25 protein-coding genes and 1 pseudogene are annotated in these 25,435 nt (G+C 40.0%); 4 read left to right on the forward strand and 22 right to left on the reverse strand.

What is annotated here, in order from left to right; translation table 11 throughout:
• The 8 genes from ACZ5OK_RS09780 to ACZ5OK_RS09815 form a co-directional block, all read right to left on the reverse strand.
• The gene (locus ACZ5OK_RS09780) at positions 1-978 is read right to left on the reverse strand and encodes a type II secretion system F family protein (RefSeq protein ID WP_343836384.1); all 978 of its coding nucleotides are present in this window, start codon (positions 976-978) and stop codon (positions 1-3) included.
• A complete protein-coding gene (locus tag ACZ5OK_RS09785; protein WP_343836386.1) occupies positions 978-2,333 on the reverse strand; it encodes a CpaF family protein in 1,356 nt (451 codons plus the stop codon). The genes ACZ5OK_RS09780 and ACZ5OK_RS09785 overlap by 1 nt, the downstream gene beginning before the upstream one ends.
• 128 nt (positions 2,334-2,461) lie before the next feature.
• Positions 2,462-3,649 (reverse strand): AAA family ATPase, encoded by a 1,188-nt coding sequence (locus tag ACZ5OK_RS09790; protein ID WP_343836388.1) that lies wholly within the window; start codon positions 3,647-3,649, stop codon positions 2,462-2,464.
• Positions 3,646-4,248 (reverse strand): Flp pilus assembly protein CpaB, encoded by a 603-nt coding sequence (gene cpaB, locus ACZ5OK_RS09795; protein WP_343836391.1) that lies wholly within the window; start codon positions 4,246-4,248, stop codon positions 3,646-3,648. Before cpaB ends, ACZ5OK_RS09790 begins: the two co-directional genes overlap by 4 nt.
• Before the next feature lie 35 nt (positions 4,249-4,283).
• Positions 4,284-5,183, reverse strand: coding sequence for a TadE/TadG family type IV pilus assembly protein (locus ACZ5OK_RS09800; protein ID WP_343836394.1), 900 nt, complete (start codon positions 5,181-5,183; stop codon positions 4,284-4,286).
• Between the two features lies 1 nt (position 5,184).
• Positions 5,185-5,571 (reverse strand): TadE/TadG family type IV pilus assembly protein, encoded by a 387-nt coding sequence (locus tag ACZ5OK_RS09805; protein WP_343836396.1) that lies wholly within the window; start codon positions 5,569-5,571, stop codon positions 5,185-5,187.
• Positions 5,562-6,059, reverse strand: a complete 498-nt coding sequence (locus ACZ5OK_RS09810) for an A24 family peptidase (protein ID WP_343836398.1) — start codon at positions 6,057-6,059, stop codon at positions 5,562-5,564. The genes ACZ5OK_RS09805 and ACZ5OK_RS09810 overlap by 10 nt, the downstream gene beginning before the upstream one ends.
• Before the next feature lie 109 nt (positions 6,060-6,168).
• The gene (locus tag ACZ5OK_RS09815; RefSeq protein WP_343836401.1) at positions 6,169-6,384 is read right to left on the reverse strand and encodes a Flp family type IVb pilin; all 216 of its coding nucleotides are present in this window, start codon (positions 6,382-6,384) and stop codon (positions 6,169-6,171) included.
• Positions 6,385-6,610: 226 nt separating this feature from the next.
• On the opposite strand from ACZ5OK_RS09815, the gene ACZ5OK_RS09820 reads away from it, so the two are divergent.
• Positions 6,611-6,949 (forward strand): DUF192 domain-containing protein, encoded by a 339-nt coding sequence (locus ACZ5OK_RS09820; RefSeq protein WP_343836403.1) that lies wholly within the window; start codon positions 6,611-6,613, stop codon positions 6,947-6,949.
• 59 nt (positions 6,950-7,008) lie between these two features.
• Positions 7,009-7,203, forward strand: a complete 195-nt coding sequence (locus tag ACZ5OK_RS09825) for a hypothetical protein (RefSeq protein ID WP_343836405.1) — start codon at positions 7,009-7,011, stop codon at positions 7,201-7,203.
• A gap of 155 nt (positions 7,204-7,358) precedes the next feature.
• Here the strand turns inward: ACZ5OK_RS09825 and ACZ5OK_RS09830 are convergent, their stop codons facing one another.
• The 7 genes from ACZ5OK_RS09830 to ACZ5OK_RS09860 form a co-directional block, all read right to left on the reverse strand.
• Positions 7,359-9,134 carry an ATP-binding protein gene (locus ACZ5OK_RS09830; RefSeq protein WP_343836407.1) on the reverse strand — a complete coding sequence of 592 codons (1,776 nt, stop codon included), beginning with the start codon at positions 9,132-9,134 and terminating at the stop codon, positions 7,359-7,361.
• Positions 9,135-9,229: 95 nt separating this feature from the next.
• Entirely contained in the window at positions 9,230-10,477 is a 1,248-nt protein-coding gene (locus ACZ5OK_RS09835; protein ID WP_343836409.1) for an ATP-binding protein, read from the reverse strand.
• Between the two features lie 275 nt (positions 10,478-10,752).
• Positions 10,753-12,354 (reverse strand): ABC-F family ATP-binding cassette domain-containing protein, encoded by a 1,602-nt coding sequence (locus ACZ5OK_RS09840; protein WP_343836412.1) that lies wholly within the window; start codon positions 12,352-12,354, stop codon positions 10,753-10,755.
• A gap of 246 nt (positions 12,355-12,600) precedes the next feature.
• Positions 12,601-14,088, reverse strand: a complete 1,488-nt coding sequence (locus ACZ5OK_RS09845) for a DEAD/DEAH box helicase (protein WP_464758074.1) — start codon at positions 14,086-14,088, stop codon at positions 12,601-12,603.
• Between the two features lie 488 nt (positions 14,089-14,576).
• Positions 14,577-18,221 carry a dynamin family protein gene (locus ACZ5OK_RS09850; RefSeq protein WP_464758075.1) on the reverse strand — a complete coding sequence of 1,215 codons (3,645 nt, stop codon included), beginning with the start codon at positions 18,219-18,221 and terminating at the stop codon, positions 14,577-14,579.
• A gap of 90 nt (positions 18,222-18,311) precedes the next feature.
• Positions 18,312-19,292: a P1 family peptidase gene (locus tag ACZ5OK_RS09855; RefSeq protein ID WP_343836416.1), complete on the reverse strand. Its 981-nt coding sequence runs from the start codon at positions 19,290-19,292 to the stop codon at positions 18,312-18,314.
• An 84-nt stretch (positions 19,293-19,376) separates the two neighbouring features.
• Positions 19,377-19,613, reverse strand: coding sequence for an indolepyruvate ferredoxin oxidoreductase subunit alpha (locus ACZ5OK_RS09860; RefSeq protein ID WP_343836417.1), 237 nt, complete (start codon positions 19,611-19,613; stop codon positions 19,377-19,379).
• 174 nt (positions 19,614-19,787) lie between these two features.
• Here ACZ5OK_RS09860 and ACZ5OK_RS09865 point away from each other — a divergent pair, with 174 nt between their 5' ends.
• Both ACZ5OK_RS09865 and ACZ5OK_RS09870 read left to right on the forward strand, forming a co-directional pair.
• On the forward strand, positions 19,788-20,978 hold the full coding sequence (locus ACZ5OK_RS09865) for a M14 family metallopeptidase (protein ID WP_343836419.1): 1,191 nt from the start codon (positions 19,788-19,790) through the stop codon (positions 20,976-20,978).
• Positions 20,979-21,065: 87 nt separating this feature from the next.
• Positions 21,066-21,452, forward strand: a complete 387-nt coding sequence (locus ACZ5OK_RS09870; protein ID WP_425542163.1) for a cbb3-type cytochrome c oxidase subunit I — start codon at positions 21,066-21,068, stop codon at positions 21,450-21,452.
• Positions 21,453-21,525: 73 nt separating this feature from the next.
• Here the strand turns inward: ACZ5OK_RS09870 and ACZ5OK_RS09875 are convergent, their stop codons facing one another.
• The 7 genes and pseudogenes from ACZ5OK_RS09875 to ACZ5OK_RS09905 all read right to left on the reverse strand — a co-directional run bounded on the left by ACZ5OK_RS09875 (position 21,526) and on the right by ACZ5OK_RS09905 (position 25,405).
• Positions 21,526-21,897, reverse strand: coding sequence for a VOC family protein (locus ACZ5OK_RS09875; protein ID WP_343836424.1), 372 nt, complete (start codon positions 21,895-21,897; stop codon positions 21,526-21,528).
• An 18-nt stretch (positions 21,898-21,915) separates the two neighbouring features.
• Positions 21,916-22,284, reverse strand: a pseudogene (locus tag ACZ5OK_RS09880) (DNA/RNA nuclease SfsA); the annotation flags it as partial.
• Positions 22,285-22,302: 18 nt separating this feature from the next.
• Positions 22,303-22,626, reverse strand: a complete 324-nt coding sequence (locus tag ACZ5OK_RS09885) for a hypothetical protein (RefSeq protein WP_343836426.1) — start codon at positions 22,624-22,626, stop codon at positions 22,303-22,305.
• Positions 22,626-22,829, reverse strand: a complete 204-nt coding sequence (locus ACZ5OK_RS09890) for a DUF6501 family protein (protein WP_343836428.1) — start codon at positions 22,827-22,829, stop codon at positions 22,626-22,628. The genes ACZ5OK_RS09885 and ACZ5OK_RS09890 overlap by 1 nt, the downstream gene beginning before the upstream one ends.
• Before the next feature lie 92 nt (positions 22,830-22,921).
• Positions 22,922-23,884, reverse strand: a complete 963-nt coding sequence (msrB, locus tag ACZ5OK_RS09895; protein WP_343836430.1) for a peptide-methionine (R)-S-oxide reductase MsrB — start codon at positions 23,882-23,884, stop codon at positions 22,922-22,924.
• Between the two features lie 83 nt (positions 23,885-23,967).
• On the reverse strand, positions 23,968-24,630 hold the full coding sequence (vrrA, locus tag ACZ5OK_RS09900) for a VrrA/YqfQ family protein (RefSeq protein ID WP_343836433.1): 663 nt from the start codon (positions 24,628-24,630) through the stop codon (positions 23,968-23,970).
• Positions 24,631-24,724: 94 nt separating this feature from the next.
• Positions 24,725-25,405, reverse strand: coding sequence for a uracil-DNA glycosylase (locus tag ACZ5OK_RS09905; RefSeq protein WP_343836435.1), 681 nt, complete (start codon positions 25,403-25,405; stop codon positions 24,725-24,727).
• Between the last annotated feature and the right edge of the window lie 30 nt (positions 25,406-25,435).

Genomic DNA, 25,435 nt, shown 5'->3' on the forward strand with positions numbered 1-25,435 from the left:
CTACACCTCAATTCTTACAATCTTTTGAATCACCAGCCAGCCGATGAAACCTGAAACGGCTCCCATAGCAAGGAAAACCAAACCCAAAGGATGCTCCAGCATTGGGGAAAAGTAACTGGGACTTGCTACATTTAATATTAAGCCCAGCACAACAGGTAATAACGAAATAATAATCGCCGACATACGCCCTTGAGAGGTTAATGTCTTCAATTCATCCTTCATACGAATCCTTTCATGGATGGTTTCTTCAATCGTTTCAAATAGCTTAGAAAGGTTTCCACCCGTGGACCTTTGAATGAGCACAGCAGTCACAACTAATTTTAAGTCTTTGTTTGGTAAACGACTTAACAGATTTTGAAAAGACTGTTCCATTGAAATCCCTAAGTTCATCTCCCGAATGGCTTTTGCAAATTCAGTTCCGAGCGGATCGGAAACTTCTTTCGCTACTAACTGCATCGCCTGCATAAAACTAAATCCTGATTTCATCGCTGTACTAATAGTTCCCAATGCCTGAGGGAGCTGATCTGAGCACGCCTGAATTCTCTTTTTTCGTTTATGTTTTAAATAACTGCCGGGTCCAAACCAGCCAATAAGTGGAAGCAGTATAACCATCATCCAGTTTAATTCCATTGCGAATGCTGTCATAAAGGTCAGCAAAACGCTTAACAGGCGAATAGCCATAAATTCTTCCGATCTTATGGGGACACCCGATGTTTCAATAAGCTCTGCCCACTTTTCTGTTTGCTTTTTCCCGCGAAATATTCTTGAGAATCTTTGAAAAGCAGATTTTAAAAATGCATCTCTATTTCCGGCTTGCTCGATTGTCCTGCCCCTGGTTGTCATTTTATTTTCATCATTTGCTTCTTCCGAAAAGTATTTGTTTAAGCGATATTCGACTTGAAGTTTATGACGCTTCAAGGTCATGGCAATCATTCCTGTAAACAATGTAATAAGCAGAAACAATAATACAAACACCATTATGACCACTCCTCCTGGAACCAATGGGCAGGTACCTCAAATCCATAATCGGTTAATTTATCCGCACAATCAGGCCGAATACCAGTTGATACAAATCTTCCCTTAATCCTGCCATCGCTTGCTGTTTCCGTCTGTTTAAAAACGAAGATATCCTGCAGAGTAATCGTATCTCCTTCCATTCCGGTGATTTCAGAGATATGGGTGATTTTTCTGCTTCCGTCCTTAAGTCTTGTCTGCTGGATAACAAGATCCACAGCTCCTGCAATCTGCTCACGAATGGCTCTGATCGGTAAGTCCATACCGGCCATAAGAACCATTGTTTCTAAACGGGAAAGCATATCTCTGGGAGAGTTTGCATGACCCGTTGCCAGCGAACCATCGTGACCCGTGTTCATGGCCTGAAGCATGTCCAAGGCTTCAGCGCTTCTCACCTCACCAATTACAATTCGATCAGGCCTCATACGCAGGGAGTTTCGGACTAAATCACGGATGGAAATTGCACCCGTGCCCTCAATATTAGGAGGACGTGTTTCCAACGATATGACATGATCCTGGGATAACTGCAGTTCGGCTGCATCCTCTATCGTGATAATTCGCTCATCGTGAGGAATGTAAGAGGATAAGACATTCAGCAATGTGGTTTTCCCTGAGCCTGTTCCACCACTGATAAACACATTTAATCTCGCTTTTACACAGGCATCCAGAAATTGAGCCATTTCTTCACTCAGGGTGCCGAAGTTAATTAAATTTTCCATTTGCAGCCGGTCCTGAGGGAATTTTCGAATCGTAATCGTCGGACCGTTCAAAGCCAATGGAGGGATAATTGCATTTACCCTGGAACCATCCGGCAATCGGGCATCTACCATCGGACTGCTTTCATCAATTCTTCTTCCCAAAGGAGAAACAATTTTCTCGATGACCTGCAATACATGATCATGATCCCTGAAATAACCGTCTGTCCTTATAAGCCGTCCACTCCGCTCCACATAAATATCGTCTGGACCATTGACCATCACTTCTGAAACTTCCGGGTCATTCAGGAAGGGAGTAATCGGACCATATCCAATTAATTCATTTGAAATGTCTTCAATAAAGGACTTTTTCATTTCAAATGAGATTCGCTCGCCCTCCTCATTCAGGTACTTCATCGCTTCTTTATTTAAAAATTCCAATTGTTTATCATCATCAATTTCATTTTGTTTTCTTAATTCGGAAATCAAATGAGTTCGCAGCATCGTTTTTAATTCGTGTTCCTGAGAACGAACGCTGTCACTTCGGGATGGTACAGCAGCTGATGCAGATGAACCTTTTGGCTGATTTTCACTTTTTTCATTTAACCGTTTTAATAATGACATCTACATCTCCTCTTTCACAAAAGACTGTTTTCTAAGAATGGTTGTTTAGGCATCGCATTAAAATACTAAGGCTTAAAGACCACCTATGATTAAATTAAGTTGTTTGGAGTAAAGATTACCCCCGTACTTTAATGACGCTTGCGAAAAAAGGAAAACTGTTTTTTCTCCCTTTTTGATCGTGTTTTATTCGCGTCTTTATTTGAATCGATTCTTCTTACTAATTTCTCAATGGATTTGGCTACATTTGTTTTAGGTGAGCGAATGACAAAAGGAATACCTAAATTAATGGAGCTAATAACCGTTTTATAATCACTCGGAATAGATAGTTCCAGATTTTGACCGACTATCTTCTCCACCGATGATTGATCCATCCCTTCCATCTTGGTATCTCTGTTTAACAGGATTTTCACTTTATCCTTCAAACCTAATAGTTCAAACGTATCCATGGCCAATTTTCCATTCTTTAAAGCTGGTAAATCCAATGAGGTAATAAGCAGGATTTCCTCTGAATTTTCGATGGCGACCAGGCTTGTTTCAACAAAGGATGGAGGGGTATCAACGATTATGACATCAAATTCTTTCTTAAGCTGAGATAGAATTGTGGAAATATGTTCCCCAGTAATCAATTCCGCAAATTCAGGAGAAGTAGGAGCTGCCAGAACAGACACCTTTGTTTTCGGATCGTAGGTAATATAAGGGTTAACCTTGCCATCGCCATTTTCATAGGACTCCTTCAGCCATTCATAAATCGTCTGCTTAGGCTGCAGATCCAATAGCAAAGGTACATCTCCAAATTGCAGGTCCAGATCGATGACGGCTACTTTTACACCTTGTTTAGCAAAAGCCACAGCTAAATTGACACTGATTGTGGTTTTTCCAATCCCACCCTTAGTACTCGCTACCGTTATTGTTCTTGCTGGTTTCCGATCAAATTTTTTCTCTGCTTCTTCCAGTTTGATTTCAATAATACTTTCCGCTTTTACCAGTGCCTGCTTCCATTCCTGTTCTTCAAAATTCAGAGGAATTACGTCTGTTGCTCCTACGTACATCGCCTTTTTATAATCAATTTCATCCTCATGGGCAATTAAAATGATTTTTAAATTAGGCATCTGTATAGAAATGTCTCCGCATAGATCGTATAAATCGTACGCGGAGCTGGAAGTAATAAACAAAACGCCGAAGTCATCATCACTTATGAAGGATTGAAACTCCTCCTGGTTCCGAAAGGACTTTGCAAATTTACGATTATAGTAAAGAAGCTTTTTGATGGCTTCCGTGGAAGTTCCATTACTGGAAATAATAAAGTAATTTATCATTTAGGAATCACCCCTTTATTTAACTTTTCCATGGTTACGTGAATGTGGGGAGAATCTCCTTTGTCCTCAGGATCGCGAAGCATTAATGTATAAAAGCCCTGATCCACAGTATAAGCAAGTGCAGCCCCTTCTTCCGGTAAAACTTCGAGAGTAATTAAGGATGATGATGCTTCATTATTCTCTGTGCCCGTGCTTGATCCAACGGCCAAAACTTTAAGCTTCTGCAGCAGGATCTGCGCATTTGGATCAGTACCTTTGACTGCAGGAACAACAGCAACAACATCCACAAAATCCCCGGGCTGGATAAAACGGCTTACACTTTGTACTCCTGTTACTGGAATGGCAATGGCTCGTTTTCCTTTTTCAATAGTCAACGCCGGTTTTGTGTTTGTTTCCTCTTCATTTATTTCCTCTGTTGTTTCAATACCATTGTTTGCTGTTTCTGTTTGTACCTGCTCTCTACCCTGATTATTGACCTCAGAAGTTTCCTCATCCGTTGCTGGTACCTGTTTTGGAACAGATGGATCAGATGACTGATTAAGAGCCAGATATAATAAAGACGAAAAAATAAATCCTAACACAATTGATATAATCCACATTTTCTTCAAGCTTTTCACACATCATCACCATTTTCTTATTGAATTAATTTCAAACCATAAGCACCATAGTCATATTGGTCTGGTGCACTGCCACCATTAAAGGTTGTCTCGATAAACCGACCCAGAACAACTGATTGATCATAGGGTGCTATGCCTTCTAAAAAGAAAGAAGCAAACCCGACAATTTCAATTTCTTTTATTTGTTTCACATCAACATTCACCGGCTTATACACCATAACGAGAACGACCCGCTCACAGCCCGGACTATAATCTAAGTGCGTAGCGTCGGGGCATTTCGATACGCGATAATCGACAGCATCCTCTGTAGCACCACTCATTTTTCCCGGTTCCGTAGACAGGATTTCGCCTACATGCAAGGTTTTGTCAAAGCCCTTTTTAAAGTCCTCAAGATAGTTACGAGCACCGGAGCCTGTTAATTCAATGGCCCCAAAGTTTCCTACTACAGGATCTCCTACTTTCAGCTCAATTAAATCGTCTTTAGACATATCGTTGTTGTATTGAACACCAAGAGGAATCGCTCCTTTGACTGAATCCAGAGGTGCCAGCTGAACAACAGCATTTGCTTCCAATACAGGATCATCAAATCCCAATACTTTTCCAAACGTTAAGCTTACCGTCTTCTGTCCACGAACCTTTATTCCTTTATTTTCGGATAAAAACTCAACAAAAATTTGATCAGCTTCCCCATTTTGTAAGGCTGTCCATTTGGCTGAATCAGTCGCCTTTTCCGGTGATGAAGGAAGTTCCTGCGCTCCCGCTAAAGCAGCAGCGTCCACCATTTTCTGCAGCCGGTTTTTTTCCAGATAAAGATTGCCACCATCTAAAACAAGGGCAACCAGTGCTAAAAAAGCGCTCATCGCTAACGCAACCAGAACCATCACAGCCCCATCTTCACGTTTCCTGAAGTTCCTCATACTACTCCATCCTCATAACAGTTTCGCTCGTTACTAAAAATGGATTTGGTAAGAGTTGTTTGATAAAGGGAGTAAAAATCTCAACTGGATATGATGTGGCTACACTGACATAGCTTCCTCTGGTCCGGTTGCTTTCTGGAGAGATGGTGACGGATAAATGCTCGTGTTTTAAAGCTGGAGCTGCCTGAAAAGCTGTTTCTTCAATTTTTAAATTGTCATCCCCAACGCTTGCTGCTCTGGCTGATTCACGACTGACATGCTCAACTGTCATGTAGGTGTGTATGATTCTTCCAAAGTCAATCATTCCAAAAATCAATAACAGCAGGATAGGTAACGCTAAAGCTATCTCAACAACTGCCTGTCCACGTTGTGATTTTCTTAAACCCATAAGGATCCTGCTCCCAAGGTAATAAATGTTCCAATCACAATGGCCACTCCATACGGAAAGGCGTGGTGCAATTCATCTTTATTTAAAGAGTCCAGCGTTTTCAACTGCGTTACGTATAGAATACGTTTAAAGGAGTGAAGTAAATCCTTTCTTTTCAGCAGCAGTACGACAGCTATCATCCCGCCAATGAGAGCTGTATAAATAAACGCATAAAAAACAAACTGCATGCCTTGCAGTGCACCAATAGCAGCCAATAATTTCACGTCGCCGGCACCCACTCCACCTAACAAAAATGGAAGGAATAAGAGACCAAGTCCAAGTAAAAATCCACCTGTACTGAACAGGAGTCCATGTAGTCCACCGGTTATAACATAATATATAAACGCAAAACCTATAGCAGGGATGGTTACGATATTTAAAATTTTACGTGCTTTTATGTCCGTGATTAATGAGATGATTAAAATGACAGAAAGAATGACTTCAATCAATTCACTCACTCCTTTAATTGCAAAAAAATAACCCTACTTCTTTAGAACAAACTGTTACAAGAAATAGGGTCTGCAAATATTTATAGTTTAACTTTGTTGGATTTCGTTGTTAGTTAGTCGAGGAAGTTGTGTCTGGAGTTGTTTCCGTAATGGTATCCGGATTTGTAATTGACGTTACGATGGAATCAAATTTTGCTTTAAGTTCATCACCAAGCGTAACCAGTGCTACTACAACCACCAGTGCAATCAGACCAAGAATCAGACCATATTCAGTCATACCTTGTCCTTTTTCTTCTTTAACTAATCTCTGCATTAGTTTGTTCATTTGTGTATACCCCCATTAATTTTATGAAATTTTTTAAAACCAGGCTGGCTGTTTTCCCGATTGGAGGATTGAAATTTATAAATAATAAGAATCAATAATTGCCATTCCTTTCGTTCCATCAGCCATCTTTTCGCAAGGCTTTCCGTCCCTGCAAAACTTATATTAGCATGGTGGAAGAGAAAAAGCACTAGAGTATTAATGGTAAGTATGGAAGGTGCGTTAGTTTATGGAGATTATTAGCAGTGACAAAAGGCTTGAGGTTCCAATCAGCATACTAAGATATCAGACGTTCTGGAAGAGGTTCAGAGGGCTTATGTTTAGATTAACCCCTATAAAAAACGAAGGAATTTTCATCAGCCCCTGCAATTCCATTCATATGTTTTTTATGTTTTTCCCCATCGATGTTGTCTTTTTAGATGAGCATCATCAAGTGGTTAAGACCATAGTCCACCTAAAGCCGTGGCACGTAGTCTGGCCGGTAAAACACGCGGTTACCGCAATTGAGCTTCCCAGCGGAACCATTCACAAGTACCAAATTAAAATTCATGACAAAATTAAGCTGTAACGAAATAAACCTTTGGAGATTGGTCCAGTCTAAGGGTAGTAAATAAAGGAGTGATTCAAATGACGAAGAGTAAACGAAGAAACATAGAAACGAAAGCCCCCAAGCGTGAAGAACTAAGTGTCCAAACCTATGATCCGTTTCACGACGATCAGGAAACCTATCCAGGAGATTCGGCAGACGAGCACAAGAGATTAGAATCTGCCAACAAAACCATTGGTGCTGATGAAATAAAACAGCAGAATGAAAATTTGTAGCAAAAGCAGAAACAACCGTTTGCCTTACGGACTAAAACAAGCATAAGCAGAATTTTTTCCGTTGCAAAAATACAGCCACTTCGGAAATTCTGCTTATGCCCCAGGTCCTAAACGGTTGCCTCACCATTCTCTTTCCAGATGACTGGACAGATCAGTCATTTTCGTTCAGCAGCCGGGAGGTAGACATGGAAAGTCGTACCCTCTCCCACTGCACTATCAATATGAATTTTGCCCTTGTGGTTTTCCACAATCTTATAACTGATCATAAGACCTAAGCCGTTTCCGTTTTCTTTTGTCGTATAAAATGGATCGGAAATCCTTTTGAGATTCTTTTCCGAAATTCCCATCCCGCTATCAGCTATTTTAATATGAACCCATCGTTGTTCTTCCTCAAGAACATAGTCCATATTTATGTTCAGATCGCCTCCCTCAGGCATGGCCTCTATCGCATTTTTAACAAGGTTAAGAAATACCTGCTTCATCCGATTTTCATCCATCACAACCTGCATGGAGTCCTGTTCATTTTCAAAGGATACGGATACATTTTGCTGTCGAGCATCATAATCAAGCAAAGTGAGAACGTTCTGGACAGTTAAAACCATATTGCCCACTTCCATCGTTAAATCTTTCGGACGGGCCAGAACCATAAAATCTTCAAGAATGTTATCCACCCGATTAATTTCGTCAAGAATAATCTCCAGAAACTCTTTTCTTTGTTCATCCTTCTCATCCAAAGTCAGAAATTCTGCATAGCCCTGCATCGATGTTAAAGGATTACGGATTTCATGTGCCACCCCTGCTGCCAATTGACCCACCGCAGCTAATTTATCCTGACGGTGTAAATATTCTTCTGTTCTCTTACGCTCTGTTATATCCGTTCGAATGGCAATATACTGGTAAGGTTTATGGTCATCATCCAGAAAAGGAACAATGGTTGTATTCACCCAATAAAAGGAACCATCCTTGGCGCGATTGCAAATTTCACCTTTCCAGACATGACCAGTACCGATTGTTTTCCATAAATCTTTAAAAAATGATTTTGGATGATACCCTGAATTTAATATCCGGTGATCCTGCCCAATCAATTCATCACGACTGTATTTGGAAATCTCACAAAATTTGTCGTTTGCATAAATAATTCGACCTCGCCTGTCCGTCATAGCCACTATAGAGGATTGATCAAGGGCGAATTTAAAATCCTGCAGGTTTGTATAACTGGAGGCCAGCCTTTTACTGACTAGCGAACTCGTTACAATTAGTCCGGTTAAAATTAAAACAGACATAAAAATAACAATGTAAAAAACAAATGATCCTTCTAATTGACCCCCGTCGTTGCTATTATGCTCCGGGTTATAAAAGCTCGATGCTCTTGAAAGCAAAAAATAGCCTTCAACAATCGCAAGAGTAATAATTAAGGTGCTTACTGGACGCAACCATCCTCGTCTGGTATAGGAATATTTTTTTGAAAAGAGAATCCATAAAGAAAATAAAAACGAAATAAAAATCATTGCAAGGGAAACAAACAATATCTCAGGATCAAAAGACATCGTGTAATTCATCGAATAAACACCTAAAACGTGAAAGCAGAAAACAGCAAGAGTCAGAAAGAAACTGCTGGTATAAAGACGTGATGTTCGATAGGGCCTTGCTACCAGATTATAAAAAGCGATGCCTATAAAAATAATTCCCAATAGTACAGATAGAATCTCAAGCGGGATGTTATAATCAGACAAATCCACCGTATTGATGGTAAAGGTAACCAGAACATTCATTACCCAGATACCTATCCCCATTGAAGTAACTCCTCCAAGAAATAAAAACTCCTTGTTCCGGTCAGAGGAGCTTATCAACGTAAATAAATCAATGGCAGTATAAGAGGCCATAAAAGTTAAAACAATGGCAAGAAAAAGTAACATTGGATCCGTTGACATGAAGATATATTCCATTTTATACTTCCTTTCCTATAAAAAAACGCTTCCCTTATTGTAAAAGAAAGTCGAACAATAGAAAAGAAAATCTATGAAAATTACAAATTGGTTAAGGGCAGTTCGATTGTAAATATCGTACCGTAACCTAACTCACTATGTACAGTAATTCGTCCGCCCATCCGTTTAACAATCTCAAAACTGACACTCATCCCAAGACCTGTGCCATTCTTTTTAGTTGTAAAATAAGGTTCACCTATTCTTTTTAAATCGTTTTTTGCGATTCCTTTCCCCTGGTCTTTAATGGTTATCACCACATCGGAATCCCTTCTCATCGCTTTTATGTATAATTGTCCGGGATGATCTCTCATGGCTTCCATCCCATTTTTAATGATGTTTAATAATACCTGCTGAACCTCATGTTTTATTCCCTTCACCGTTAAATCAGGTTCAACCGCTGTTACTAACTGGATATTCTGCTGATATGTGGCTAAAAGTTTAATAAGATTCTGAAGCACTGAAGAAATGTCTACGATTCCATATGGATCTTTCTGTGGTTTGGATAAGGATAAATAATTCTGGATAATAGATTCCGCACGTTCCAATTCATCTATGGACAATCTTAAATATGATTTATCTTTGTCACTTAAATAGTCCTTTTCATGCAGAATTTGAAGAAATCCTTTGACCGTCGTCAGCGGATTTTTTACTTCATGGGTAACAGAGGCGGCCAGCTGGCTTACGGCATCCACTTTTTCATTATGCTGAAGCTCGCGTTTTAACCGGGTTTGCTTATCCATATTTTCAATGAGTAACTGGACCGCAAGAATGGTAAACCAGGTTATTAATGAAAGGATAACTAAGAGGGGTAATTGCTGTACCTGACCGGTGTGAATCAGAAATACACCTCTGGTTATGGCAATCGCCAAATAAAAGAGAGTAACTATAATAAATCTTTTAAAACGATCTGCTTTTATATATCGGGGTTTTATCCACAATAGAAGGATAAAAGCAACTGTATAATTACCTAAATAAACATAGAACTCGGAATGCTGAAACAGTAAGGTGTAGAATAACATGACAAGAATGAGACTTAGTCCTGATAAACGTGAACCATAAAGAATAGCCATTAAGATGGGGACAATTCTTAAATCATAAATAAAAGCATCGGAATATTCTGCGGGGAAAAACATGGTTAAACATAAGGCTATAAGAAGAAAAATAGCAAATTTTGAAAAAGTACGTGTCTGGCGTGCAGTATCTTCTTCGTTGAGGAATATGAAATAGAATAAAACTGGAAAGACAATAAATAATACATTATTTAATAGATGTGGAAGTGTCTCCTCCATACCATTAACTCCCCATTATTTACAATTTGTAATTCTATCTTACCTTTTTTTAACATTCCTGTAAATAAAATTTAAAAAACACTGAGTATAAAGTATCAGATCTTTCATTTTTGTACGGTCAGTTTCGTCTCATATGAAGTAAGTCATGTCCTCCATCCACCATATAGTTTGGAATAGAAAAAAGCCTGGGTAGACGTAGATACGTGCCCAGGCATCACAGTTTCCATATATTTTGCTTTAAGTCGAGGTTCTATAGAGTACCCTTACGATTTCTTTTATCCCAGTGTTACTCCCTGATATTCAAGATACTCATCATAAGTCATTTCTTTGTCCACAACCCCATCAGGGCGGATATCAATAATACGGTTGGCCAGGGACTGAATGAATTGATGGTCATGGGACGTAAACATTAGAACGCCATTAAACTTCATGAGTCCATTATTCAAAGCTGTAATCGCCTCAAGATCCAGATGGTTTGTCGGCTCATCAAATAACAATACGTTGGCTCCACTTAGCATCATTTTTGAGAGCATACAACGGACTTTTTCTCCACCAGATAATACGTTTGCCTTTTTCCTGGCTTCCTCACCTGAGAAGAGCATACGACCAAGAAAGCTTCTGATAAAGGTTTCTGTCTGGTCTTCCGGTGAATATTGACGGAGCCAATTCACTAAATCCATGTTGTTGTTTTCAAAGTATGGGGAATTGTCCTTAGGAAAGTAACTTTGCGACGTAGTTATTCCCCATTTATAGGAACCTTCATCCGGCTCCATCTCCCCCATTATAATTTGCATAAGGGCTGTGTTGGCTCTCTCATTGTCACCAATCAGAGCTACTTTATCATCCCTCTTCAAAGTAAAGGACACATTATCGAGAACCTTTTCTCCATCGATTGTTTTACTTAACCCTTCAACAAAAAGAACATCATTGCCAATTTCTCTGTTGGGCTTAAAGGCGATATATGGATATCTTCTCGATGAAGGCTTAATATCGTCAAGCGTAATTTTGTCCAATAATTTTTTTCTGGACGTGGCCTGTTTGGATTTTGATGCGTTCGCACTAAAGCGTGCAATAAAGGTTTCAAGCTCTTTTATCTTTTCTTCTTTTTTCTTATTTTCTTCCTCAGCCATCTTTTTGGCTAATTGACTGGATTCATACCAGAAATCGTAGTTACCCACATACAGCTCAATCTTTCCGTAATCAATATCTGCTATATGTGTACAAACCTTATTCAGGAAGTGACGGTCGTGGGAAACCACAATTACAGTATTTTCGAAATCGATTAAAAATTCTTCTAGCCATTGGACGGCCTTAATATCGAGATGGTTCGTCGGCTCATCCAGAAGTAAAATATCCGGGGAACCAAATAAAGCCTGAGCTAAAAGAACTTTAACTTTTTGAGATCCGGTCAATTCTGCCATTTTCAGCTGGTGAAGCGATTCATCAATTCCCAGTCCTGTTAACAGTTTAGAGGCGTCCGATTCTGCCTCCCACCCGTTTAGTTCAGCAAACTCACTTTCCAGCTCGGCTGCCCTCATTCCATCCTCATCTGAAAAATCAGGCTTCATATAAATCTCATTTTTTTCATGCATAATTTTATATAAACGTTCATGCCCCATGATAACAACCTGCAGCACTTCATTTTCTTCATACTCAAAATGATCCTGTTTCAGCACAGCAAGCCTTTGTCCCGGTGTAATGGAAACATCACCGGTCTGAGTTTCGATTTCACCTGAAAGTATTTTTAAGAAAGTGGACTTACCTGCCCCATTTGCACCTATTAGCCCGTAGCAATTGCCCGGGGTGAATTTTATATTTACATCTTCAAACAGCTTCCGATCACCGTATCGTAAGCTGACATTCTGAACGTTAAGCATCGTTTGTATGGCCTCCATTTTCCTGATAATTAAACGTAATTGCCATTATATCATGAACGACTGGGGAAAAGATAGTTTATATGATAGAAAATCCATGGATGATACATGTACGAAATTAATTTTCTGCACCAATACAAAAGCTAATGGTCAATTGCAGCCATTAGCTTTTGTATGGTATAGGAAATTAGAAATAAGCTGATTTGTGCCTAAGAGATCAGCAAAAGCCGTGTCCGGCTCCGCTTCTCCTTATTTTCCTTTTCCGCCCCAGTTTTTCTTGTTCTTATTTCGCTGGTCTTTGTTATATCTTCTTTCCCTTGGTTTACGATCTTTGTTGTATCGATCCTTATTGTTCCGATCCTTATACCCTCTGTTATTTGAGCGTTTCCGATTGCCCTGATTTTTTGATTTTTTGGCGCGCAGTGGGGCAATGGATGTTAAATGAACAGGTGTACGATCAGGTTCCTTGGTTAACAGTTTGATGGCAGCTGATACTAACGACACTGAATCAATATCATTCAGGAGATTTTCAGCCATCGTTTTATATTCTTTATTGTCTTCCTGCTGTGCCGATTCTCTTAATTGATCAAGAGCGGATTGTTTATTTCCCTCAATCACGTCTGTATACGTAGGAACTGATTTTCGTTCAATCTTTGTTTTTGTAACCTGTTCAATGGCCCGCAAATGTCCTATTTCACGAGGGGTTACAAGAGTAAGAGACAGACCTTTGCGACCAGCTCTGCCTGTACGTCCAATTCGATGAACGTAGCTCTCAGGATCCTGTGGGATATCGAAATTATACACATGTGTCACACCTGAGATGTCTAAACCTCGGGCAGCAACATCTGTGGCAACCATAATATCAATCGTCTGTTCTTTGAAAAGACGAATGACATGGTCACGCTTGGATTGGGATAAATCGCCGTGTATCCCTTCTGCGGAATAGCCCCGCTTTTTTAACCCCTCTGTCAGTTCGTCCACTCGCTTTTTCGTACGGCCAAACACAATGGCCAGTTCAGGAGACTGAATATCCAGTAAACGGCTGAGCACATCAAACTTCTGTTTTTCAGGTACATCGATATAATGCTGATCAATATTTTTAACCGTCATCTCCTTGGACTTGGTACGGATCAGCTCTGGATTATTCATAAACTTCTGTGCCAGGGCTTCAATCTTTTTAGGCATGGTAGCTGAGAACAACATCGTCTGGTGCTCAGAGGTAATAGCTCCAAGAATTTCCTCAATTTCATCAATAAAGCCCATATTCAGCATTTCATCTGCTTCATCCAGTACAACGGTGTGAATGTTGTTTAAACGGATTGTTCGTCTCTTCATATGGTCTAATAAACGCCCAGGTGTAGCGGAAATAATCTGCGGGCGCTTCTTCAACGCTTTAATTTGACGATTAATATCCTGTCCACCATAGATAGGCAGGGTGAAAATCCCTTTTTTCGTACCTATACGATTTAATTCCTCAGCCACCTGTACCGCTAATTCCCGTGTTGGGGCTAAAATAATTCCCTGGATATTTCCGCTTGTTGTATCCACTTTTTCCACAAGAGGTATACCGAATGCGGTCGTCTTACCTGTTCCTGTTTGAGCTTGTCCAATCAGATCCTTTCCTTCCATCCCTGAAGGAATGGCCTTAGCCTGAATGGGTGTAGCTTCCTCAAAACCCATGGCCATTACGGCCTGAAGGGTGTCCTCGCTAATATTAAAATCCTTAAAATTTGTCAATCTTATTCAATCCTTTCCTATGATGCCTCTTACATATATTTCATCTATTATTAGTATGTATCGTAAGTTTCAAAATAACCCTAATTGTATCGTTACCAAACCTTTATCAAGTATCCGCTTGTTCTCCTTTTTCACATACAAGTTTCACATACACAATATTAGATTTCCATACTTTAGCAAGTTTAAAGGAATTTATGAAAAAAATCCAGTTTTAGTGCTCATTATTGAAATGAATCACACCAAAGTCACTATTTTATCTTAATAGTTCCAGAAACTTATTGCTTTAACCAGGAATAAAATAATGCTGGAAACCTCTCTAATATCCTTTCCCCATTATTACTTTAAGTAAAACTAAAGACTGTTTTCGTAAAATATACTATAGCGTCGCCTCCGTTTTTCATTCATAAGCAGAATCCCATTTATAGCCAATGTCAGGACATTCAGGAGATTCTGCTTATGCTGCGAGTCTTAGCTTCCGTCTTTATCCCTTATACATCGACAAGGTTTTCTAATTGCTTATACTTGTCTCGAAGGTCAGTAATATCCACTTCATCGGTCAGGCTGTATAAAAGGCCTTCAAAATACTGATTAACGGTCTCTTTCCATCTCTGCTTTACTTCATCTATTTCCTTTTCCCATTGTTCCAGGTAATTCTGAACCAATATGTGACTTTCGTCTGTTAAAGATTCTTTTATCAACGGTTTTAACGTTTCCTCTAACCTCTGCTTTGTATCCTCTTTTTCATTCTGTTCAAAAAATACCTTTGTGTTCTTAAAGGAACTGAAAATTTTCCTGAATGGCTCTAATTCAATAACGTCCAGATGTAAATCAACTTTAGGCGAGATAAAATCCGGTGCTATTTCGTTTTGAAAGGTGACCTGATAATCCTTTAACAGGTCATCATTTTGTACATCCTCCTTTAATTGTTCTATCTGCTTTTTCATAAATGCTTCCACTCTTAATTCGGTGGCCTGAACCTCTCGAATGAGTTTACCCTCTAACAGTCCGATAAGCTGGTGAAAAGCCATCTCTAACTCGGCTTTGCCCCTACGTCCATTGGATTTAATCGTTGCGGGGTTGAAGGTTTCTTTAAAAAGATCAGAAAAGTTCAGGAATATACGCTGATGAATATAATAAATCAGTTCCTCCAGTTCCTGCCTGATGGACTGCTGATAACGAAGATCAGACTGCTGGTTAATCAGGTCAAGCATAGCTGACCAAGCATTGTTATATAGATCTTTTCGCTGCTGTTTTTCCTCCGCGTTCATGGAAGCACGTTTCCTGTATTCATCCAGTGTAGAAACCGCCCGCTTCATATCATGGAATCCTGAGTTGACCATAATCCCTGTCAGTTCATCCTGAATAAACGAGGTAAAAGCTTTTTCAAATTCCATGAGTCCGGACCCTTTAACCTCGTTTTCTTTTTTCTCCTGCAGCGCCCATTTACTTGACACCGGGAACATTCTGGGCTGACGAATGCCAAATGCAGTTAGATTATCCTTAACATAGGATTGGACAAGCTCAAGTTCCTCTTCATTCTTAGCCAGGTCCTTTGCATTTATGACAAAAAACATTTTATCCAAGGTAAACACATCTTTTACCTGACCAAGCTGGGTAAGGAATTCCTGATCAGCTCTGGAAAAGGCGTGATTGTAGTACGTTACAAACAAAATTGCATCAGAATCTTTAATATATTCAAATGCCACCTCCGTATGTCTTGCATTAATGGAATCAGCCCCGGGTGTATCTACGAGCGTTACTCCATTCATTGTTAATGGGCAATCATAATAAAATTCAACCGATTCCACGAAACAGGCATATTGCTCCTCTGCAACATACACATGCGCATCTTCCAGTTTTATGCTCAATGATTGATTCAATTGATTTTTCAGCTTGTGATACCCCTTTTGCAGAGCATGCAGAAAGGACAGACTCTTATTTTCTCCTTCAGATATATACTCTGACAGATCTTCATGGGCAAGCCAGCTGATGGCCTCCTCTAATGTTCCAAAGGAGTCCGGTATTCTTTTCCCTGCATGTATAATATCCTCTAAGACCTGCTTTTCACTTTTAAGTTGAATACGAACCGTTCCATGTTCGTGTTCACGGTCAGATGGACGAATTTTATTAATGGTTGCAGTCGTTGGATTAGGCGATACAGGCAGAACATTATCTCCCAAAAGTGCATTAGCAAAGGAGGACTTCCCTGCACTGAACGCTCCAAATAATGCTACGGTAAATTGACGGTTGATTAGCCGGTCTCTCTTTTGAGAAAGATCACCTGCAATCGTTTTAAAACCTTTCATATCCTTTATTATATGGATGGACTGCTCCATCCGATCAATCATATCATCCACTGGAACCGAAGATGATGGAGAGAAATGAGTATTCTGCTTTTCTGATGATGAGAATGTTTCTTCATGTTTGATGGTTTTCCCAGCTGATTCCAATGCTGAAGCGGCAGCCATCTGGACGTTATTCTCAAACGTAGCCAAGAGCTTCTCCATTTGCTGAAGAGATGATTCAATATCCAAGTCATCGGTTATTTCTTCGTGGTCCAGCTCCCTTTCCCGCAACTCTATTGACCTGTGAATATGATTGATTTGTTCTCTTATCTGCTCGTGTTGTTTAAGCTTTTCTAAGTCTTCTTCCTTCTCTTTTATTATGTTCTTTTCATATTCCTCAATATGAAGATTGACTTTTTCCCATAAATGTTCGATCTGTTCCTTAGCACTGTTCTTTAAATCGTTTGACACATCATTCGTATATACAAGAACATAATTCCCTGTAACCTCTGCCCCTGTTTTCATTACCTTCTTTAAACGTTCTGGTTCATAGGTCAGATTAAAGTTTTGAATATCCTGCAGAATTTGTTCATCCGTGACCTGATATTTTTTAGCCAGGTTGACCGCCATGTCACGAATGTGCGTTTCCAATTGTACAGCTGTAACTTCCATTAGTGCTTCATAAAAAGAGTACTGACGCTTATCCCGTTCTTCAGCAGTCTTTTTTTTCGTCATGAACAAACCTATCTTAAAACCAGGCTGCATAGACTCAAGGAACAGTCTTGCCTTTTCCCGGTTTTCATAAGGCATTAAATAAGCATTTTTAAAAATATCATCCATGGTCTTTTTCAGTTGTATCTCCGCTTCTTCTACCAAAGACTTTCCTTCATTTATTTCTGCTTGCATTTGCTCCAGTTCTGATAATTTTTCATCAGCTTCCAGTTGTTCCTCAAGTACATTGAGTTCATCCTGGTATGCCTGCTTATATTCTTCAACATGACTGTTAAGAAGAGAAGTCAGCGCATGCTGAACCGTTTCCTCCATCAAGGAATCTTTTTTGTGTGTAAGATCCTCCAGTAAATGCTTAACCACGGACAATTGATTGTATGAATGATTCTCTTCATGTAAGGATGTAAAATAAAGTTGCTCAGGTCTTATTCCCCACTGTTCAAGCACCTGATAGACACTATCTTTAAAAGATGTAAAGGAGAGCTCTTCTTCCTCATGTTTATCAATTTGATTGACGATTATATAAAAAGGCTTTTCCTGTTTTTGAAGGTCTTTTAGAAAAGACAGGTTTACCTCAGATTGAACATGATTGTAATCCATTACATAAAAAAGGACATCAACCGTATGGATACTGGACTCCGTAATGATCCGGTCCGCTTCATCAGACGAGTCTATTCCCGGTGTATCCAAAATCCAGACGTCTTCAGGCAGGTGTGAAATCGGTTTTCCGATTTCAATCCCTTTAATCGCATCGCCGTCTCTGCACAAAGAATGAATAATATCCATATCAAGCACACTCTCATAATGAGCAGGTGCTTCTTCCCGGAAAAACACTCTCGTATACGGCTTTTGTGTATTTTTTATTTTTACGAGGTTCGCACTGGTAGGAATAGGGCTTGCAGGCAGGATGCTGTCGCCAATAACCTCATTGATCATCGAGGACTTACCGGCGGAAAAGTGACCCGAAAAACCAATTGTCATTTCCTTGTTTATAAATTTTTTATACAGGTCTAAAACTTTATGTTTTCGTTGCTGATCTTCGTATTGGTCTAATTTTTCATAAGAACGTGCTAATTTGCTTAACAAATTTTGCAGTTTAGATATATTTGTCATTGTCATAGGATTCAAATGCTCCTTTTCCCGTTCCCCTTTTTACAGAATATTTTACTGAAAAAGCAACCTTGATAACAGACCTATCCCGAAACTTTTTCAAATATAATCGTTCAGATCCTGATAGGACGAAACTCCGTCTACACCTTCTGCAGCCTTTATCCCTCGTATAATAGCCTTTTCCATTACTTTGGAGGCTAACATTCCAAGACTGTTTAATTCTGCTTCAACCTTATTCGTGCTCATCGTAAAAATTGTATCTCCATCAACCAATGAATGGGAAGGACGCATCGTTCGTGCCAGGGAGTCATGGGTCATGGAGGACAGCTTATTTACCTGGGCTTTTGTTAACTTGGCATTGGTAACGACCGTACCTATCGTTGTATTCCCCTTAAAACGATTGGTTTTTTCTTTATCATTTAACTGGTTGAGCAAGGACTCCTCTGAGGATAAAAAGAATTGTTTTTGCTTATCGTAGGCCCCGGAAATCAACTTGCCTGATTCTGGATCAATCACATCGCCAAAGCAATTCACTGCAACAACAGCCCCCAACTGTAAATCTCCAGCCTGCACAGCATACGTACCTAAACCGCCCTTCATCGCAAATTCAGGACCCAGTGCTTTTCCAACCGTTGCTCCTGTTCCTGCGCCTATATTTCCATTTTTATTCACAGGATGATGAAAAGCATTTTGACTGGCTGAATACCCCATTTTATGATCAGGTCGTACAGAGGGGTCACCAGGCAGTAAATCAAAAAGAATAGCACCGGCTACAATTGGAACTTTTGCTACCTGAACATCAAAACCAATTTCCTGCTCCTCCAGGTATTCCATAATCCCACCAGCAGCATTTAAACCATATGCGCTTCCTCCTGCTAACATTACCGCATGAACTTTTTCCACCAGATTCTGAGGATCCAGTAAATCTGTCTCCCTGGTTCCAGGGGATCCTCCACGCACATCAACCCCTCCTGTTGCTCCTTCCTCACATATAATCACTGAACACCCAGTCAGTGCCTGCTCATTTTGTGCATGTCCTAACCTGAATCCTTCAAGCTCCGTAAATTTCACTTCCTTCATTTTTTCGCTCCTATCCTTTGTTAATGTGTATCATGAATATAAAAAAAGGACTGCTCCCATTTAAAGAAGAAGCAGCCCTGTTATTTAATCCTGGAAGAACTTCCTATTCAATTCAATGTATTCGTTTTCCTCTTCAGGAACATCGTCTTCATGATAAATGGCTTCAACCGGACAAACCGCTTCACAGGCGCCACAGTCAATACAAATATCCGGGTCAATGTAAAACATGTCTTTGCCTTCTTCTATACATTCAACCGGGCAAACTTCTACACACTCCGCCGACTTCTCTTCCTTACAAGGCGAGGTTATAACAAATGCCAAAATAAGCCCTCCTTTATCGTTAAATTCCACTTACTTTTATAATATTAAATGTCCATGACAAAAAATCCTTTTTTTTATCACGTTTTTTTGCGAAATTTCCTCTTTCTTTTACAAATATTAAAGAATGATTACTCATATATTTTACGTGAGACTTGAAATTATAGGGGGTACAGCATGAATATTACGGTTCAGGCGGGTGACAATTACTGGTTGTACAGTCAAACCTTTCAACTGCCTCTTCAGCTTATCATCGATTCTAACCCATCTATCCATCCTGACCAATTATCCATCGGTCAAACAGTCAGAATTCCGGGATTTGTCCAGGAAAACTATACCATTCAATCTGGCGATACATTATGGACGATTGCCCAACAGCAAAATATTTCCTTTCAACAGCTCTTATTTGTGAATCGGCAAATCAATCCTAATGCTTTATATGCGGGTCAGCAGATTATACTGCCAAGAAGAGTGACCTGGAGAGTGGTCAATGGCCGGCAGGAATATACGTACGACGACCTGATTCAAAACTTGCGTCAGCTATCCTACATTTATCCATTTATGTCTAATTTTGAAGTCGGCCAATCTGTGATGGGCAAACCCATCCCGGAACTTGTTATTGGGAAGGGTGCAAAAAAAGTCCACTGGAATGGTTCCTTCCATGCGAATGAGTGGATTACTACACCCATTATTATGACCTTTTTAAATGATTATTTACTTTCCTTAACCAACCAGCAGCCGATACGTGGCTTGCAGGTGAATCCTTTATATGAAGAAGTTCTTCTCTCCGTGGTACCCATGGTAAATCCAGATGGTGTAAATTTAGTGCTGAACGGCCCTCCTGAAGAACCCAATTATCGGGAGCTTGTGCTGGATATTAATAACGGAAGTACAGATTTCTCCAATTGGAAGGCCAATATCAGAGGCGTAGATCTCAATAACCAATACCCGGCCCAATGGGAAATTGAAAAAGAACGTAAGGAACAGGAACCAGCTCCGAGAGATTATCCTGGAGAAGCACCCTTAACAGAGCCGGAAGCTAGTGCAATAGCTGATCTTACAGTCAATCGTGATTTTGATCGAGTGTTAGCTTTTCATACACAGGGGGAGGTTATTTACTGGGGCTTTGAAAATTCAGAACCTCCAATTGCTGAGACAATCGTTAATGAATTTGCGAGAGTAAGCGGCTATCAGCCGATTCGAACTGTAGACAGTTATGCTGGTTATAAGGATTGGTTTATACAGGAGTGGCAGCGCCCAGGTTATACACTTGAGCTTGGAGAAGGGATAAACCCTCTGCCTTTAAGTCAATATGAAGAAATTTATCAGGAGGCATTGGGGATATTCCTGGCCAGTCTCTATATGTAAGGTTAAAAAATTATACTTTGGTATAGTTCCCAGAACCTTAGAACGAATATAAAATAAGTTTGACTATATAAAAGGGAGATGAAACATTTGGGAACTTTACTAATTAAAATTTCATCTGTTTATTTTGTAATTGGAGTGTGTATAGGCTATTACATGTCAACTTCCCACCAATATACACTCACTGGTGTACATGTTCATATCAATCTTCTTGGCTGGACCGCCCTTACTTTAATCGGTATCATTTATGTATTATTTCCTGAGCTCACAAGCAGAAGATCTGCGAAGATTCACTTCTGGTTACACAACCTTGGTTTGCCTTTAATGATGATTTCTTTAGCTGTCATGCTGCTGACAGGAAATATGAACAGCACCCCACTTATTGTCGGGACTGCTGTTGGGGGTACCCTCGTTTTGCTGGGCGTTCTATTTTTTGCGTTTAACATACTGGTTAACCTTAGACGTAAAAAGGCATAGGCAAATGGAAGATTGCAGGAAATAAGAAAAAGACCGTGCTTATACGGTCTTTTTCACATAAGAAGTTTGTTCATTAATCATCTTCTTCCAAAAATTCCAATCGATTTCCAAATGGATCTGCCACGTAAAAGCGTTGATATCCAGGTAGCCGGTCATCTACGGTAACTTCTATCCCATTTTCCTCGAGATGTTCTTTTAATTTAGGCAAATTTTGAATATAGAACGCTGGATGAGCCTTTCTTGCTGCACGAAAATCTTCTTCAACACCTATATGTATTTCCTGATGTCCACATTGAAACCAGACTCCCCCGTTTTTCCTTAGAGTTTCCGGCTTCTCAATTTCTTTCATTCCAATAATTTCACTAAAAAATTGCCTCGCTTTTTCTTCACATCCAGCTGGTGCCGCCAATTGAATGTGATCAATTCCCTTTATTGTAAAAGACATATCTCCAACTCCCCTATTTTAGATTTGCACGGAAATTTGTTCCCCTAAAGTAATTCCATTTAATGCTACCTTGCATGATCTTGCTTTTATATCAACACCAGCTTCCTTAGCATTAAGAAGCACATGGGCGAAATCCGGGTCGATCCAATCCGCAGGCTGAACAGATTTTATATCCTCTCTTTGACAAACAAAAAGAATCCCGGTCTGATACAGGCCTTGCTCACGAATAGAGGTGAGCTCCTCCACATGTTTTGCTCCCCTTTTTGTTGGAGCATCCGGAAAGTATCCAATTCTGTTTTTAGCCATCGTGACACTTTTTACTTCAAGTAAATACGGCTTATTTTCCCCTTGCAGTAAAAAATCCCACCTTGAACCACCATAGGTAAATTCCTGCTTTTTATAATCTTAATGTTTAAAATCAGATAGAGCCTTTTTCTGAAGTGCATGCTTCATTAACTGATTCGGTAAGGTGGAACGTAAGGATATAAGCATGTCACTATCCGGTTTTTTAATCATTTCAGCTGTCCACTTGGTTTTACGATGAGGTTCATCATGGTATGATACATAGATTGTGTTGTTCGGGATGAGCAGTTCCTTTAAACGACCAGGGTCCTGCAGGTGGACGGTAATTTCTTCTTTGGTTTCTGTTAATTGACACCTTAAGATAAAGCGATTTTTTCGCTCAATGAAAGAGGCCGAATGCATTTTTCTGTTATTAGGCAGAAACATTAGACTTCCTTAAAATAATCCTTAAAGAATCCACCTATTTTCCCTGTATTATCGATAATAAAGTAGAATTCATCCGTTTCATTTTTTACATCGTATACCTTACCAGGTGTCAGTACACGATTAACGATATACTTTTTCGCATTTGCATGTACACACTCAATTTTTTTAATGGTATTGCCTTCTTCCCATGTTTTATGAATCATTTTTTCTGCTCCTTTATGTCTGGTTTTGTATATGAAATGTAAATAAACAGGAGGGTGTCTCGCCTGTGAGATCACCCTGTGGTATGTGCCTTTTACTCAAAGAGATACAATAGCTTCCCGTACCCTTTTTCCTCCATTTCATCTTTCGGAATGAATTTCATAGCTGCTGAATTCATGCAGTATCGGAGACCGCCTTGATCCATTGGCCCATCTTCAAAGACGTGTCCAAGATGGGAGTCGGCATAATTACTTCTGACTTCCACTCTTCTCATTCCGTGTGATGTATCAAGCTGTTCTTTGACCTGCTTATCATAAATGGGCTTTGTAAAGCTTGGCCATCCACAGCCTGCATCATATTTATCCTTCGAGGAAAATAATGGTTCACCAGATACAATATCTACATAAATTCCCTCTTCTTCATAATCCCAGTATTCATTTTGAAAGGGACGCTCTGTGCCATTTTCCTGTGTTACCTGATATTGAATGGGATTGAGTATCTTCTTGAGCTCTTCTTTATTCTTATGATTGCCCCATGTTTTTTCAATAAAATCCTGGCGTCCGGATCCTTTTTTATACATTTTATAATGAAGAGGATTCTTCTGGTAGTAATCCTGATGATAATCCTCAGCTGGATAAAACGTTGATGCAGGCAAAATATCCGTCACGATTGGCTTTGAAAACTTCCCGCTTTTATCCAGCTCAAGTTTGGAATGTTCTGCAATTTTCCTCTGTTCTTCATTATGGTAAAAAATAGCTGTTCGATAGGAATCCCCGCGATCATTAAATTGACCGCCTGGATCGGTTGGGTCAATTAATGTCCAGTAAATTTCAACAAGATCTTTATACGGAAAAATAGCTGGATCAAACGTGATTTGCACGGCCTCATAGTGCCCCGTGGTCTCACTGCATACTTCTTCGTACGTTGGATTTTCCTTATGCCCTCCCGTGTAACCGGAAATGACGGATTCAATTCCAGGACGGGCATCAAACGGCTCCACCATACACCAGAAGCAGCCACCAGCAAAGGTCGCTTTTTCCAGGTTATTTTGAGACATGTATACTTACCCCCTCTATTGCAATTGGTTACTTCTATTTTATACTGGAAAACGCTTCTTCACAACTCAGGGGATTTTTCAGATCACACAAAAACTTTTGGTTTTGAACGCCCATCCTCTGTTGATCTTCTTCTTTTTCGGCTTGGGGCAAAATGTGTTTTCTTAGTGTCTGATTGGTTTTCTTTTGAGTCTTCATTGGAACTGAGCAACTTCTCTAATTCATCCTCATCTTCTTCCCTTTGCTCAAAAGATGTTTCGGTATCCTTACCCTCCTGATCCGATTTATACTCATCTTCCTCACTGGTATGGTCTTCTTCAGCATCGGATTCATTCAGTGCTTTAAGCATTTTTAGCATGGCCGGCAAATTCTTAACCATGGGGCCATATTGCTGAACCATAGGCGCTGCCTGCTGAGCAACATTAATGGCCTGCTGAACATTCCCTAAAGCTTTTGATGCCTTTTCAATCCCTGAAGCAGCTCCGGTAAATTGACCAGGATTCTGCGTGCCCATTCCTGGACCAAAGCCTCCCATACCCGGGCCAGGTCCCATTCCTGGACCGAAGCCTTGATTTCCTTTAGGCGTACGACTAAACAGACGCTGAAAAAGTCCACCAATTCCCCTTTGCTGTCCGCCCGTTTGGCCAGGATTCACGGGCTGCTGAAAAAAACCTTGTGGTGGCTGCTGAGGTGGTCTCTGTGGTCCTGGAAAATCAAATGGATTCGGTCTTCCTGTATTTGGTGCCATCGCTCTTCCTCCTCTTCTAAGCAAACGTACTACTTTACTGTACGAAGAGAAGGCACAATCAGTGTAGGCTCTATATGGAAAACAACTGAGAAAATTAACCTAAATCAGGAATTTGCCAGTCTATGGGTGTTTCCCCTATAGATTTTAAGTACTGATTAGCTTTGGAAAAAGGCTTACTGCCAAAAAAACCGCGATAAGCCGATAAGGGACTGGGGTGCGGGGATTTAATAATACAGTGTTTATCCTGATCCAAATACTTGCTTTTTTCCTGGGCATTTCTTCCCCATAAAATAAATACGATAGGTCGCTCCCGCTTATTCAGTACATCAATTACTTTGTCCGTAAAATACTCCCAGCCTTTCCCCCGATGAGAATTAGCCTGATGGGCACGAACGGTCAGGACCGCATTTAATAAAAGAACTCCCTGCCTGGCCCAGTGAATTAAATTGCCATGATTCGGGATTGTACATCCTAAATCCTGATGCAATTCCTTGTAGATGTTTTTTAAAGAAGGAGGAATCTGTACGGATGGTTGTACCGAAAAACTGAAGCCATGTGCCTGATCAGGTCCATGATAAGGATCCTGTCCCAAAATTACTACCTTCGTATTTTGATAAGGGGTATAATGAAAGGCATTGAAAATATCGTGCATATCAGGATATACCGTTTCAGAGCTGTATTCCCTTTTCAAAAACTCCCGTAACTGCTGATAGTAATTTTTTTCAAATTCCTCGCTTAAATAGTCATTCCAGTCATTTTGTAATATCTGCTTCATTTCTCTCTCACCCTCATACCATTCTCGATT

The sequence above is a fragment of the Salinibacillus aidingensis genome (genome assembly GCF_055393355.1).

What these genes read in the sequence shown, in the direction of transcription:
- ACZ5OK_RS09780 (WP_343836384.1), bottom strand. Translation starts at nt 978, where the DNA reads ATGGTGTTTGTATTATTGTTTCTGCTTATTACATTGTTTACAGGAATG.
- ACZ5OK_RS09785 (WP_343836386.1), bottom strand. Translation starts at nt 2,333, where the DNA reads ATGTCATTATTAAAACGGTTAAATGAAAAAAGTGAAAATCAGCCAAAA.
- ACZ5OK_RS09790 (WP_343836388.1), bottom strand. Translation starts at nt 3,649, where the DNA reads ATGATAAATTACTTTATTATTTCCAGTAATGGAACTTCCACGGAAGCC.
- cpaB (WP_343836391.1), bottom strand. Translation starts at nt 4,248, where the DNA reads ATGTGGATTATATCAATTGTGTTAGGATTTATTTTTTCGTCTTTATTA.
- ACZ5OK_RS09800 (WP_343836394.1), bottom strand. Translation starts at nt 5,183, where the DNA reads ATGAGGAACTTCAGGAAACGTGAAGATGGGGCTGTGATGGTTCTGGTT.
- ACZ5OK_RS09805 (WP_343836396.1), bottom strand. Translation starts at nt 5,571, where the DNA reads ATGGGTTTAAGAAAATCACAACGTGGACAGGCAGTTGTTGAGATAGCT.
- ACZ5OK_RS09815 (WP_343836401.1), bottom strand. Translation starts at nt 6,384, where the DNA reads ATGAACAAACTAATGCAGAGATTAGTTAAAGAAGAAAAAGGACAAGGT.
- ACZ5OK_RS09820 (WP_343836403.1), top strand. Translation starts at nt 6,611, where the DNA reads ATGGAGATTATTAGCAGTGACAAAAGGCTTGAGGTTCCAATCAGCATA.
- ACZ5OK_RS09825 (WP_343836405.1), top strand. Translation starts at nt 7,009, where the DNA reads ATGACGAAGAGTAAACGAAGAAACATAGAAACGAAAGCCCCCAAGCGT.
- ACZ5OK_RS09830 (WP_343836407.1), bottom strand. Translation starts at nt 9,134, where the DNA reads ATGTCAACGGATCCAATGTTACTTTTTCTTGCCATTGTTTTAACTTTT.
- ACZ5OK_RS09835 (WP_343836409.1), bottom strand. Translation starts at nt 10,477, where the DNA reads ATGGAGGAGACACTTCCACATCTATTAAATAATGTATTATTTATTGTC.
- ACZ5OK_RS09840 (WP_343836412.1), bottom strand. Translation starts at nt 12,354, where the DNA reads ATGCTTAACGTTCAGAATGTCAGCTTACGATACGGTGATCGGAAGCTG.
- ACZ5OK_RS09850 (WP_464758075.1), bottom strand. Translation starts at nt 18,221, where the DNA reads ATGACAATGACAAATATATCTAAACTGCAAAATTTGTTAAGCAAATTA.
- ACZ5OK_RS09855 (WP_343836416.1), bottom strand. Translation starts at nt 19,292, where the DNA reads ATGAAGGAAGTGAAATTTACGGAGCTTGAAGGATTCAGGTTAGGACAT.
- ACZ5OK_RS09865 (WP_343836419.1), top strand. Translation starts at nt 19,788, where the DNA reads ATGAATATTACGGTTCAGGCGGGTGACAATTACTGGTTGTACAGTCAA.
- ACZ5OK_RS09875 (WP_343836424.1), bottom strand. Translation starts at nt 21,897, where the DNA reads ATGTCTTTTACAATAAAGGGAATTGATCACATTCAATTGGCGGCACCA.
- ACZ5OK_RS09885 (WP_343836426.1), bottom strand. Translation starts at nt 22,626, where the DNA reads ATGTTTCTGCCTAATAACAGAAAAATGCATTCGGCCTCTTTCATTGAG.
- ACZ5OK_RS09890 (WP_343836428.1), bottom strand. Translation starts at nt 22,829, where the DNA reads ATGATTCATAAAACATGGGAAGAAGGCAATACCATTAAAAAAATTGAG.
- msrB (WP_343836430.1), bottom strand. Translation starts at nt 23,884, where the DNA reads ATGTCTCAAAATAACCTGGAAAAAGCGACCTTTGCTGGTGGCTGCTTC.
- vrrA (WP_343836433.1), bottom strand. Translation starts at nt 24,630, where the DNA reads ATGGCACCAAATACAGGAAGACCGAATCCATTTGATTTTCCAGGACCA.
- ACZ5OK_RS09905 (WP_343836435.1), bottom strand. Translation starts at nt 25,405, where the DNA reads ATGAAGCAGATATTACAAAATGACTGGAATGACTATTTAAGCGAGGAA.